The organism is Stenotrophomonas sp. As-7 (assembly GCF_030291015.1).
Taxonomy (GTDB): domain Bacteria; phylum Pseudomonadota; class Gammaproteobacteria; order Xanthomonadales; family Xanthomonadaceae; genus Stenotrophomonas; species Stenotrophomonas lactitubi.
Genome location: NZ_CP127405.1, coordinates 1,638,158 through 1,650,707, shown reverse-complemented (window position 1 = coordinate 1,650,707; position 12,550 = coordinate 1,638,158). Strand labels below are relative to the sequence as shown.

Annotated in this window: 10 protein-coding genes; 5 read left to right on the top strand and 5 right to left on the bottom strand. The window is 66.3% G+C overall.

The window, feature by feature from the left end:
• Positions 1–53 precede the first annotated feature (53 nt).
• Together QP457_RS07665 and QP457_RS07660 are read right to left on the bottom strand one after the other, a co-directional pair.
• Positions 54–1,448, bottom strand: a complete 1,395-nt coding sequence (locus QP457_RS07665; protein WP_089239973.1) for a glutamine synthetase family protein — start codon at positions 1,446–1,448, stop codon at positions 54–56.
• The gene (locus tag QP457_RS07660; RefSeq protein WP_205403976.1) at positions 1,445–2,206 is read right to left on the bottom strand and encodes a gamma-glutamyl-gamma-aminobutyrate hydrolase family protein; all 762 of its coding nucleotides are present in this window, start codon (positions 2,204–2,206) and stop codon (positions 1,445–1,447) included. The genes QP457_RS07665 and QP457_RS07660 overlap by 4 nt, the downstream gene beginning before the upstream one ends.
• Before the next feature lie 201 nt (positions 2,207–2,407).
• On the opposite strand from QP457_RS07660, the gene QP457_RS07655 reads away from it, so the two are divergent.
• Entirely contained in the window at positions 2,408–3,646 is a 1,239-nt protein-coding gene (locus QP457_RS07655; RefSeq protein WP_240196366.1) for an FAD-binding oxidoreductase, read from the top strand.
• Between the two features lie 197 nt (positions 3,647–3,843).
• The gene (locus QP457_RS07650) at positions 3,844–5,454 is read left to right on the top strand and encodes an MASE1 domain-containing protein (protein ID WP_286041398.1); all 1,611 of its coding nucleotides are present in this window, start codon (positions 3,844–3,846) and stop codon (positions 5,452–5,454) included.
• A gap of 112 nt (positions 5,455–5,566) precedes the next feature.
• On the opposite strand, the gene QP457_RS07645 is transcribed toward QP457_RS07650, so the two are convergent.
• Positions 5,567–5,953 carry a hypothetical protein gene (locus QP457_RS07645; RefSeq protein WP_223880014.1) on the bottom strand — a complete coding sequence of 129 codons (387 nt, stop codon included), beginning with the start codon at positions 5,951–5,953 and terminating at the stop codon, positions 5,567–5,569.
• 202 nt (positions 5,954–6,155) lie between these two features.
• On the opposite strand from QP457_RS07645, the gene QP457_RS07640 reads away from it, so the two are divergent.
• A complete protein-coding gene (locus QP457_RS07640) occupies positions 6,156–7,499 on the top strand; it encodes a diguanylate cyclase (RefSeq protein ID WP_180164332.1) in 1,344 nt (447 codons plus the stop codon).
• An 85-nt stretch (positions 7,500–7,584) separates the two neighbouring features.
• Positions 7,585–8,046, top strand: a complete 462-nt coding sequence (locus tag QP457_RS07635; RefSeq protein ID WP_025875341.1) for a bacteriohemerythrin — start codon at positions 7,585–7,587, stop codon at positions 8,044–8,046.
• On the opposite strand, the gene QP457_RS07630 is transcribed toward QP457_RS07635, so the two are convergent.
• Together QP457_RS07630 and QP457_RS07625 are read right to left on the bottom strand one after the other, a co-directional pair.
• On the bottom strand, positions 8,047–9,327 hold the full coding sequence (locus tag QP457_RS07630) for an MFS transporter (protein WP_205404038.1): 1,281 nt from the start codon (positions 9,325–9,327) through the stop codon (positions 8,047–8,049).
• 214 nt (positions 9,328–9,541) lie between these two features.
• Positions 9,542–11,038: an aldehyde dehydrogenase gene (locus tag QP457_RS07625; RefSeq protein WP_180164252.1), complete on the bottom strand. Its 1,497-nt coding sequence runs from the start codon at positions 11,036–11,038 to the stop codon at positions 9,542–9,544.
• A 153-nt stretch (positions 11,039–11,191) separates the two neighbouring features.
• Here QP457_RS07625 and QP457_RS07620 point away from each other — a divergent pair, with 153 nt between their 5' ends.
• Positions 11,192–12,544 (top strand): aspartate aminotransferase family protein, encoded by a 1,353-nt coding sequence (locus QP457_RS07620; RefSeq protein WP_205403978.1) that lies wholly within the window; start codon positions 11,192–11,194, stop codon positions 12,542–12,544.
• Positions 12,545–12,550: the final 6 nt, after the last annotated feature.

Here is a 12,550-nt window from a genome sequence, read left to right as displayed (position 1 = left end):
CGGCGACGGGTGCCAGCCTACCCCCCGGCGACGGATTTTTCTATTCGCGGCCTTCACACGTTCAGCAGCAGGAACTCGCGCTCCCACGAACTGATCACACGGAAGAAGGTCTCGTATTCCTTGCGCTTGACCGAGATGTAGGCGCGGCAGAAGCGCTCGCCCAGCAATGCCTGCAGCTCGCTGCACTGCTCCAGCCCGTCCAGCGCTTCACCCAGCGAACGCGGCAGGTCGTAGCCCAGCTCCTTGGCGCTGCCGGTCACCGGTGCATCCGGCGCGAGGCGCTCGCGGATGCCGAGCAGGCCACAGGCCAGGGTCGCGGCCATCGCCAGGTAAGGATTGGCATCGGAGCCGGCAAAGCGGCTTTCCACCCGCATGTTCTCCGGCGTATCCAACGGTACCCGCAGGCCGCAGGTGCGGTTGTCGAAGCCCCAGTGCACGTTGCTCGGCGAGACTTCGCCGAACACCAGGCGCCGGTAGGAATTCACGTTCGGCGCGAAGAACGCCATCGCCATCGGCACATACTTCTGCAGGCCGGCCAGGTAGTGGGCGAACAGCGGGCTGAAATCCTCACCGCCGTGCTCGCCGGTGAACACGTTCTGGCCATCACTGATCCGCAGCAGGCTCTGGTGGATGTGCATCGCACTACCCGGCTCGTTCTCCATCGGCTTGGCCAGGAAGGTGGCATACACCCCGTGGCGCATCGCCGACTCGCGCATGGTGCGCTTGAACAGGAACACCTGGTCGGCCAGATCCATCGCATTGGCGTGGGTGAAGTTGACCTCCAGCTGCGCTGCGCCGGATTCGTGGATCAGCGTGTCCACGTCCAGCTTCATCGCATCGCAGTAGTCGTACATCAGATCGAGGATCGGGTCGAACTCGTTGACCGCGTCGATCGAGTACGACTGCCGCGCCGTTTCCGGGCGACCCGAGCGGCCCGCCGGGGGCAGCAGCGGGAAATCCGGATCGGTGTTCTTCTGCACCAGGAAGAATTCCAGCTCGGGCGCGACCACCGGTCGCAGGCCGAGCTCGGTGTAGGCATCCAGCACCCGGCGCAGCACGTTGCGCGGGGCCAGTTCGTGCGGCTCGCCGTTCTTGGTGTAGCAGTCGTGGATGACCTGCGCAGTCGGATCGGTCGCCCACGGCACCATGCGCACGGTGTCCGGGTCGGGGCGCAGGATCATGTCCGAGTCCGACGGCGAGGTCAGGTCGTAGTAGTCGTCCGGGAATTCGCCGGTGACGGTTGTCGCGAAGATGCCCTCCGGCAGGCGCGTGCCGTAATCGTGCGAGAACTTGTCGGCCGGGATGATCTTGCCGCGCGCATTGCCAGTGATGTCCGGAACCAGGCATTCGACCTCGGTGATGCGCCGCTCCTTCAGCCAGCGCAGCAGGCTGCTTTCCTGCGGGGGCGTGGGCGTAGCCGTCTTGCGCGGGCGCGTTCGCGAACTCATGGGGATTCCAGTCGATTCTGTTGGTGCTGTCGGCAAGCTTGGCCGAACGCACGGAAAATAGCGTGATAGAACGGCGTCTGCATGACCCGCCACTCCGGGTGCCACTGTACGCCGAGCACGAATCGATGGCGCGGGCTGCGTGCCGCTTCAACCAGGCCATCATCGGCCCGGGCCTCGATCTGCAGGCCGTCGGCCAACCTCGCGATGCCCTGGCCGTGTACCGAATTGACCTGCACCCGATCGCCGGCAGACCACTGTGCCAGCCAACCGCCATCGGACAGGGTGATCGCATGAGCGGGCCCATATTGGACGTCCACCGGCGCCTGCAGGTCTTCGCGATGGTCGCTCAGGCCAGGCACTGCATGCACCTGCGGATGAAGCGTGCCGCCGAGCGCCACATTCAATTCCTGGAAGCCGCGGCAGATCGCCAGCACCGGCAGATCCATCGCCAGCGCATCGTGCAGCAGGGCGAACGCCGTGGCATCGCGGGCCGGGTCGTGCAGGTTGCCTTCCCAGCTGCGGCCCCCTTCGTAATGCTGTGGCTCGATGTTGCTGACCGCGCCGGTCAACAGCAGGCCATCCAGGCCCTGCAACCAGTCGCGTGCCGGCAGCGGCGGCTGCAGGCTCGGCAGCACCAGTGGCGTTGCCTGCGCAGCGTCAACCAAGGCACGCACATACTTTTCCCCGGCCACCGCGAAACGATGATGGCCGAGCACGGTGCTGTCGGTGGGCAGGCCCACCCAGGGCAGGCGGCGCATGGGGAAAACTCCTTGGCGTGCAATCACGTTACCCGCCCGGCACCGGCAACGGCAAGCCGCTGCCGTCACACCACGGGCGCTCCGCTTGGGCCAAACTATCGGCGTGAAGCCCGACCGTCCTCCCCCGCTCCGACGCCCTTTCCCGCTTCTGCGAGGCCGCCGGTGAGCGCCGCCTTCCCGCCCAGCTGGTACGCCAGCAGCCTGCCCGAACCGCCCGCGCTGCCGCCGCTGCGCGGTGAACTGCAGGCCGATGTCGCGATACTGGGCGCCGGTTACACCGGCCTCACCGCCGCACTGGAACTGGCCCTGCGCGGCCAGCGGGTGGTGGTGCTGGAGGCGCAGCGGATCGGCTGGGGAGCCTCGGGCCGGAATGGTGGCCAGGCGCTGGTCGGCTACGGCTGCGAAGTCGACGAGCTGGAACGCCAGCTCGGCCGCGAGGATGCACGCCACCTGTTCGACTGGTCGCGTGACGCGGTACAGGCGATGCGCGCGCGCATCGACCGGCATGGCATCGATTGCCATTGGGTGCAGGGCCACGCCAGCGTCGCCATCCGCGCACGCCACGAGCAGGACCTGCGCGCCAACTGCGAGCATCTGCAGCAGCACTACGACTACCCGATGCAGTGGTGGCCGCGCGATACCCTGCGCATGCAGCTGGACAGCCCGCGCTACCGCGCGGCGATGTTCGACCCGCTCAGCGCGCACCTGCATCCGCTGGCCTACGCCCGTGGGCTGGCCGATGCCGCGCGCGCGGCCGGAGTGGTCATCCACGAAGCATCGCCGGTGACGCGCATTCAACGTGGTGCAAACGCGGTGCTGCATACCGACCACGGCAGCGTGCGCGCGCCGCAGCTGGTGGTGGCCGGCAACGCCCTGCTGCAGGGGCTGGTGCCTGAGCTGGAACGGCGCATCATGCCGGTCGGCACCTATATCGGCGCCAGCGCGCCGCTGGGTGCCGAGCGCGCCCGCGCCCTGATCGGCAACAACATGGCGGTCTCCGATACCGCCTGGGCGCTGGACTATTTCCGGCTCAGCCATGACCACCGCCTGTTGTTCGGCGGCCGTGCCAGCTATTCCGCGCTGCCCCCGCCCGGCCTGCACCGGGTGATGCAGCGGCGCATGCACCAGGTGTTCCCGCAGTTGGCCGACATCCCGCTGCAGCAGGTCTGGGGCGGCTATGTGGACATCACCCGCAATCGCGCCCCGCATTGGGGCCGGCTGGACGGAAATCTGTACTTCGCGCAGGGCTTCTCCGGCCATGGTGTGGCAGCGGCCGGGCTGGCCGGCGAGGTCATTGCCGCCGCGATTTCGGGCCAGAGCGAGCGTCTGGACGTGTTCCAGCGCCTGCAACATGCGCCCTTCCCCGGCGGACGGCTGCTGCGCATGCCGCTGCTGGTGGCGGCCATGTCCTGGTACAAACTGCGGGATGCGCTGTGGTGAGTCATCGGGAAGCGAGCTGAATCTACCGTCCCCCGAAAACTGTGAAACTCGTCGCCGCAGGTAATCATGTGATGACTTTCCCACTTGTCGGGCAGACCACTGAGGCGATTGCATAATCGAACGCGTGTCGATACCGTCGTTAAGAACCGGGTCCCGCGGCGAATGGATGCTGACAGGGAACGTACTGTGAAGGGGTAGTGCGATTGAACTGGTGGAATGAAGGCCTGCAGTTGAAGTTGCGTATCCGCCCGGCGGGGCTGGTCCTTGCGCTGCTGTACGCCGTCGCATGCTGGGCGTCGCGCCAGTTGTCGCTCGACCAGTTCTATCTGCCCGCCGGCGTCCGCGTCGCTGCAGTGTTGTTGTTCCCCCCTCGCTGGTGGCCGTATCTGCTGCTGGGCGAATATGCCTACTTTGCGCAGATGCGCGTGCCAATGATCGAGAAGTACGGGCTGACCTGGATCGTGCTGGGTTCGGCACTGCTGATGCCTGCCGTGATGCTGATCGTGCATCTGCACCGGAAGATGATGGTGACCACGAAGAATGCGTGGCTGATTTCAGTCGCAGCGGCTTCGGCGCTGGTGGTCACGGCGCTCAATCTGGTGCTGGCACACCTTCTGTGGCCGACACCCCCGGAGATGCCGGTACTTGCCAGCATCGCGCGCTTGGTCGTTGGCGACTTCATCGGCATTCTGACCCTTGCGCCGCTCGCGTTGCTGTGGACACGACGGACCAGCAACGCCCGGTGGACGTCAGGCTTCGCCCCGCCTGCACTCGCCGCCCTGACGATGATGGCGATGATTGGCCTGTATGCCGCACAGCTGCCCTTGGACGAAGTCAACGCCAAGACGTCGATGCAGCTGCTGATGGCGCTGCCGGTCGTGGTGCTTACCTGCCTGTATGGCTGGCGAGGTGCGGCGATCGGAGTGCCCTCGCTCAACCTGATCATCGGCCTGACCACGCCCAGTCCCTACACGGGAGCATTCGATCCAGCCGCCTTCGCGACCCAGCAGATCATGGCGGTCACCGGCGCTGCACTGCTGGTACTGGGGTCGCGCATTACCCACTACTACCACCGTTCGCGATTGGGCGAAGTAGGTGAAAGAGACGCGCTCAAGCATGCGCGCAATTCATTGGTGGCAAGCGAGCTTGATCTTCGCGAGCGCGCCCGGCACCTGAGGAAACTGGGGGACGGCATCGACACCTCGCTCAGCGAGGTGGTGAACTGGCTCAATGCTCAGGGCCATCCCACGATAGCGAACAGTCTCCTGCACATGGCCTCGGTCCATTCGCGACAGTTCCGGGAACAGACCAGCATGGTCTACCCCGCTGCGCTGGAACATCTTGGGCTCTATGTCGCCCTCCAGGCCGGCGGCGTACGTGAAACCTGGGACCTGAGCCATCGGGTGATGCGCCCTCGCCTGCTCGGCGATCCCTGTCAGCTCAGTGTGGGCCTTCAGCTGGCCGCCTATCGCGCCCTCACCGATGCGGTTTCACTGTTGATCAACAGCGAATCAGGCCAGATCCGCATCCGCGTGCGTTGCGGCCAGGCAGGCGGACGCCGCGGCATCCTGATGACGGTCGCACTGCTGGATTCATATCGCAGCCTGGCACCGTCCACCGTCACCGCCACAGTGGAGCGATTGGCTGGCCGGACGATTGCCTATGGTGGAACGGTGCAGTGCCATCGGAACCGGATACGGATGGCGATGGTGGAAACGGGTGATTCCGCTGCCCTCGGCCTGGCGTCGTTCAACCCAATGGATCACGTGACGGCCTTCGGGCAGGGAAACTCGCAGACCCAGACCTGACGGCCGGTATCCGCCGAGGGCCTCCCTTGCCGCATATCGTGCTTCGGCCACAACCATCGCGGCAAACGCAGCGGCGTGGGAGATCCCGACGCCGCTGCGCATTTCACCGTCTTTACGGTGTTTCCACCGACCAGATGACGTCGCCGCCACTGCGATAGCGCACCAGCGAGAAATCACTGCCGCTGTAGATCTGCGAGCGACTGGCACCTGCCGGAATCTGGATCTGCTGCTGGGGCAGCGAAACCCGGGCCGCGTTGTTGCCTGCCGGCAACACCCAGTAGGTACCTCCTGCATTGCCGATGATCAGCTGCACATTTCCGAGCAGGTCATTCACCTGCAGATAGGTGATGCCGTCACGCTGGAATCCATACAGCTGCCAGCTGGGGTCCTGGCTGAGATTGATCGCGGCCGGACTGGCCTGCCCCAATCCAGCCGTAGCCAATGGCTTTCCATGGAAATCCGACGGACCGCCCGCGATTGCCGGGGCAGCGGCAAGCATCAGAAATCCAGTAGCCGCACCAAAACATGAAAATCGCACAATGACCTCCAGGTCGAAGTTAACGTCGGGAACCTCCAGCAGATACTAACCGCTTCCTGTCCAATCAATTGGCCAAGCGACGGGCATGGACGTTTTCGTCCTAAAGTTACGCCCGAAACCGCCGCTATCCGTGCCAAGACCCTCCCACATGAGCCACCGCATCATGCCCGTCCTGTCGCAGGCCGCTCTGGATGGCGACCTGACCGATCCCCTGCCTCAGCGGATCCTGCTGGTGGAAAACTCGCGCGCGTTCACCGGCATGCTGCGCGAAGCAATCGAACAACGCCTGGAGCTGCCGGTGGTGGTGGCCAGCTCGCTGGCCGAAGCCGATCGCCTGCTCAGTGAAGAAGGCGGCTGGTTCCTGGTCCTGACCGGGCTGGTGCTGGCCGATGGTGACCGCGACGCGGTGGTCGAGTTCTTCCTCAAGCGTAACCTGCCCACAGTGGTGGTCAGCGGTGTGTATGACGAGGACCTGCGCAAGCGTGTACTGCAGCAGCAGATCATCGACTACGTACTGAAGAACACCCCGGGCAGCATCGATTACCTGGTCTGGCTGGTGCAGCGCCTGGAGCGCAACCGGCGCATCGCCGCGCTGGTGGTGGACGACTCGCCGTCCGCGCGTGGCTATGCCGCCGCCCTGCTGCGCATGTACGGTCACGAGGTGTACGAAGCGGCCGATGGCAACGAAGGCCTTGCGGCGATCGAGGCGCACCCGGCGATCCGCCTGGCCGTAGTCGACCAGGAAATGCCGGGCATGCAGGGCGTGGAGTTCACCCGTCGCCTGCGCACCCTGCGTTCGCGCGACAAGGTGGCGGTGATCGGCATTTCCGGCAATACCGATGCGTCGCTGATCCCGCGTTTCCTGAAGAACGGTGCCAATGACTTCCTGCGCAAGCCCTTCTCGCGCGAAGAGTTCTTCTGCCGTGTGTCGCAGAACGTCGACCAGCTGGAGCTGATCGGCACGCTGCAGGACCTGGCCACCCGCGATTTCCTCACCGGCCTGCCCAACCGCCGCTGCTTCCTGGAACAGAGCCAGCGCCAGCTGCCGCAGCTGCAGCTGCACGGCCAGTGCGTGGCGGTGGCGATGATCGACATCGACCATTTCAAGCACATCAACGACACCCACGGCCACGAAGCCGGTGACGATGCGCTGCGTGCGGTAGCCCGTGCCGTCGGCGACCACGCGCGCAGCCAGGACCTGATCGCGCGCTTCGGCGGCGAGGAATTCTGCCTGCTGGTGCCGGACATGGAACAGGACGAAGCGCTGCTCTATTTCGAGGAGCTGCGCCAGCGCATCGCCGCGCTGGAAGTGGACATCGGCAGCGCCACCCTGCGCATGACGGTCAGCATCGGCCTGTGCTGCCTGCGTCCGCAGCGCGATGCGCTGCACCGGCTGATTTCCGAGGCCGATCGCCAGCTGTACCTGGCCAAGGCCGGCGGCCGCAACCGGGTCAGCTGCACCACGGTGGCCAGCCCGTTGCGTCCGCGTGAGGCTGCGCTGTCCTGACCGGCATGCTTTGATCCAGATCAACGCCGCCTGCGGGCGGCGCCTCTACAGTCGGCCCCGACATCAGCATGAAGGGGAGCCGGGGATGGCACTACTGGTCTGGCAGGACGATCTGAACATCGGCATCGATGTGATCGATCAGCAACACCGCCGCATCATCGAAATGCTCAACCACCTGCACGTGGCGCAGACCAGCCTGCAGCGGGCGGCGGTGGGCGAAGTGATCGACGAGGTGGTGGACTACACCATGTCCCACTTCGCATTCGAAGAAGAGCTGATGGAAGAAGCGGGCTATCCGTTCTGCGCCGCGCACAAGCGCGTGCATGAGGTCTTCATCAAGCGGGTATCGGAATACCGCATGCGCTTCCAGGCCGGCGAGGACATCAGCGACGAGCTGCGCACCATGCTCTCGCGCTGGCTGTTCAACCACATCCGCGGCGACGACCAGGCCTATGCCGAACAGGTCAAGCAGCATCTGAACCAGTTTGCCCGCGAACACCAGAGCGGCGGCTGGCTGGGCCGCACGCTCAAGCGCTTCTTCGGCTGATCAGCGCTGGCGGCGCTGCAGGGCGAGCAGCGCGCACAACGTGACCACCGCGGTCAGGCACAGGTAGTAGCCGACCGCGACCAGCCCATAACGCTCGGCCAGCCAGGTGGCCAGGTACGGTGCCGGGGCTGCCCCAAGAATGCCCGCCAGGTTGAACGACAGCGAAGCACCGGTGTAGCGCACTTCCACCGGGTAGATCTCGGCGAGGAAGGTGCCGCAGGGGCCGTAGGTCAGCCCCATCAGGAACAGGCCCAGGCACAGGAATGTCAGCACCAGCCACGGGCTGCCGGCCTGGAACAACGGGGCGAACAGCACACCGAAGCCGATGATCAGCAGACTGGCAATGGCCATCGTGCGGCGCGTTCCCCAGCGGTCGCCGTAACGTGCCGACAACGGGATGCCGGAGGCGAAGAACAGCATCGCCACCATCTGCATCAGCAGGAACTGCTCGCGGCTGTAGCCGAGCACGGCGGTGCCGTGGCCGAGGCTGAACACCGTCATCAGGTAGAACAGCACGAAGGTGGCGAACGCGCCCAGCGTGCCCAGCAGCATCGGCAGCGGATGGTCGCGCAGCACGGTCCACATCGGCAGCCGCAGCGGCGCCTTGCGCTCCAGCGCGCGCTTGAAATCCGGCGTCTCGTGGATGTTCAGGCGCACCCACAGGCCCAGGCCGACCAGCAACGCGCTGGCCACGAACGGAATGCGCCAGCCCCATTGCAGGAAATCGTCCTGGCCCAGGCAGCGACCGAGCAGCAGGAAGATGCCTGCTGACAGCAGGAAGCCGATCGGTGCACCCAACTGCGGGAACATGCCGTACCAGGCGCGCTTGCCCGGCGGCGCGTTCTCGGTGGCCAGCAGCACCGCCCCACCCCACTCGCCTCCCAGGCCCAGACCCTGGCCGAAGCGGCACAGGGCCAGCAGCGCCGGCGCCCACAGGCCGATCTGTGCGTGGGTCGGCAACAGGCCGATGGCGACCGTGGACAGGCCCATGGTCAGCAGCGCGGCCACCAGGGTGGCCTTGCGGCCGATGCGGTCACCGAAGTGGCCGAACACCGCCGAGCCGACCGGGCGCGCGATGAAGGCCACCGCGAAGGTCGCCAGGGACTGCAGCAATGCGGCCTGGTCGCTGCTTTCCGGGAAGAACAGGTGCGGGAACACCAACACCGCGGCGGTGGCGTAGATGTAGAAGTCGAAGAACTCGATGGTGGTGCCGATCAGGCTGGCCAGCAGGACACGGCGGGGAGAATTCACGGGTGGCGCGGCAGCGGCGATCGTCGACATCGGCAAGGCGGGTAACGGCGGATCGACCGATTCTGCCACGGGGCAGTGGCTGTACGGGGCGATGGTTTCAGCCGACACCGATGCCAACGAATTCTTTCTGCGTGAATGAATCCCACCATGCCGCCTCTACAGTAGATCCACGCCATGCGGGATGAATCTGCCCGGCGCCAACCAAGGTTGGCATCTACCAAAGGCAGCCGGGCGCGGCTCGTCGCTACAACTGGATCCAGGTGGCCTTCATCTCGCTGTACTTGTCGAAGGCGTGCAGCGATTTGTCGCGGCCGTTGCCGGACTGCTTGTAGCCGCCGAACGGCGCCGTCATGTCACCGCCGTCCCAGCCGTTCACCCACACGCTGCCCGCACGCAGTTGGCGGGCCACGCGATGGGCGCGACCGAGATCCCGCGTCCACAGGCCGGCGGCCAGCCCGTAGCGGCTGTCGTTGGCCACGCGCACGGCCTCGGCTTCGTCGTCGAAGCCAAGCACCGCCAGCACCGGGCCGAACACTTCCTCGCGGGCCAGCGCCTGCTCCGGCCGCACCTGGTCGAACACCGTCGGCTGCACATAGCAACCGCCCGCCTCCACCTCGGCACGCTGGCCGCCCAGCAACAGCCGCGCGCCATCGGCTTCGGCCCGGGCGATGTCGGCCAGCACCTTGTCCACGTGCGCGGCATCGACCAACGCCCCCATCGGGGCATCTGCCTCCAGCGGATGGCGGGGCTGCATGCGCTGGCCATAGGCGATCACCTGGTGCACGAAGTCATCGCGGATCGAACGCTGCACCAGCAACCGCGAACCGGCCGTGCATACCTCACCCTGGTTGAAGAAGATGCCCTGCGCCACGCCCTTGGCCGCCGCATCCAGGTCCGGCGCATCGGCGAACACCACGTGCGGGCTCTTGCCACCACATTCCAGCCACACCCGCTTGAGGTTGGAACGGCCGGCGTACTCCAGCAGCTTCGCGCCGGTAGCGGTGGAGCCGGTGAAGGCCAGCACGTCCACATCCATGTGCAGGGCAAGCGGCTCACCCACGCGTGAACCGTGGCCCGGCAGCACGTTCAGTACGCCCTCGGGCAATCCCGCTTCGGCCGCCAGTGCGGCCAACCGCAACGCACTCAGCGGCGAGCGCTCGGAGGGCTTGAGTACCACCGAATTTCCCATCGCCAAGGCTGGCGCGATCTTCCAGCAGGCCATCAGCAGCGGAAAATTCCACGGCACGATGGCCGCCACCACGCCTGCGGCCTCGCGCGTGACCAGACCCAGCTCGTGCGGGCCGGTGGGCGCGATTTCACCGTACAGCTTGTCCACCGCTTCGGCGGTCCAGGTGAGGCAGCGCACCACGCCGGGCAGGTCGATGCGGCGCGCATCGCGGATCGGCTTGCCCATGTCCAGCGTTTCCAGCAGAGCCAGCTCATCAGCATGCGTCTCCACCAGTGTGGCCAGTGCCAGCAGCACGCGCTTGCGATGGGCGGGGCTGGCCTGTGACCAGTGGCCTGCCTCGAACGCGCGGCGCGCCGAGGCCACTGCACGCTCCACGTCCTGCGCATCACAGTCGGCCACTGCGCCCAGTACGCGCCCGTCGATCGGGCTGATGCAATCAAAGCGCGCGCCGCTGGCGGCATCCATGTAACGGCCATCGATGAACGCTTGTCCGGGAATCGCCACGCGGCGGGACAGGGCCTGCCAGTGGCTGCGGTCGGGGAAGTGGGTCATGGGGTCCTCCGCGTATCGACTGTCCGCTGTTATACCGACGCGGCTGCTACCGGGCCGTGACGTGCATATCCCGCCCGTACCGGGCCGTGCCCGCCGACAGATCCGTGACGCAGCTGCGCTAGAGTCACAACCATCGGACCCGATGGAGCCGGCATGAAAACCCCTGCAAGCGACCTGCACGACCTGGCCACCCAGCGCCCCGATTCACTGGACGCGTACTGGATGCCGTTCACTGCCAACCGCCAGTACAAGGGCGCGCCGCGCATGCTGGTACGCGCCGAGGGCATGCACTACGAAGACGTGGATGGACGCGCCATCCTTGATGGCACCGCTGGCCTGTGGTGCTGCAATGCAGGGCATGCGCGCCGGCGCATCGTCGACGCGATCGCCGAGCAGGCCGCCACGCTCGATTACTCGCCCGCCTTCCAGATGGGTTCGCCGCCGGCCTTCGCCCTGGCGCAGCGACTGGCGGCGCTGGCTCCGGCCGGGCTGAACCACGTGTTCTTCACCAGCTCGGGCTCGGAGGCGGTGGATTCGGCGATGAAGATCGTGCTGGCCCATCACCGCCTGCGCGGCGAAGGCCAGCGCACGCGTTTCATCAGCCGCGAGAAGGCCTACCACGGGGTCGGCTTCGGCGGCATGGCATTGGGCGGGCTGCCCAACAACCGCCGCCAGTTCGGCCTGCAGCTGGGCGGCGTGGACTACCTGCGGCATACGCTGGACCTGTCACGCAATGCCTTCAGCAAGGGCCTGCCGCGCCAGGGCGCCGAGCTGGCCGACGATCTGGAACGGCTGATCGCCCTGCACGATCCCTCCACCATTGCCGCCGTGTTCGTCGAGCCCATCGCCGGTTCGGCCGGTGTGATCCTGCCGGCACCGGGGTATCTGCAACGCCTGCGCGAGATCTGCGACCAGCACGGCATCCTGCTGGTGTTCGATGAAGTCATCACCGGGTTCGGCCGGGTCGGCATGGCATTCGCCGCACAGCGTTTCGGGGTCACCCCGGATCTGCTGACCTTTGCCAAGGGCGCCAGCAACGGCGCGGTGCCGCTGGGTGGCGTGCTGGTCGGCGACAGCGTGCATGCCAGCTTCATGCAGGGTCCGCCACAGGCCATCGAGCTGTTCCATGGCTATACCTATTCGGGCCACCCCTTGGCCTGCGCGGCGGCGCTGGCCACGCTGGACGTCTACGCCGACGAACGCCTGTTCGAGCGTGCGATCGAACTGGGCGAGTACTGGCAGGAGCGCCTGCATGCCCTGCAGGGGCTGCCGAACGTGATCGACATCCGCAACTTCGGCCTGGTCGGTGCGGTGGAGCTGGCGCCGCGCAAGGACGCCCCCGGCAGCCGTGGCTACGAGGTGTTCCGCCGCTGCTTCCATGACGGGCGCCTGCTGGTGCGCTGTACCGGCGACATCATCGCGTTGTCACCTCCATTGATCGTGGACAAGGCACAGATCGACCAGATCACCGGCACCCTGGGCGAGATGATCCGGGCCACCGCCTGAGGTCGG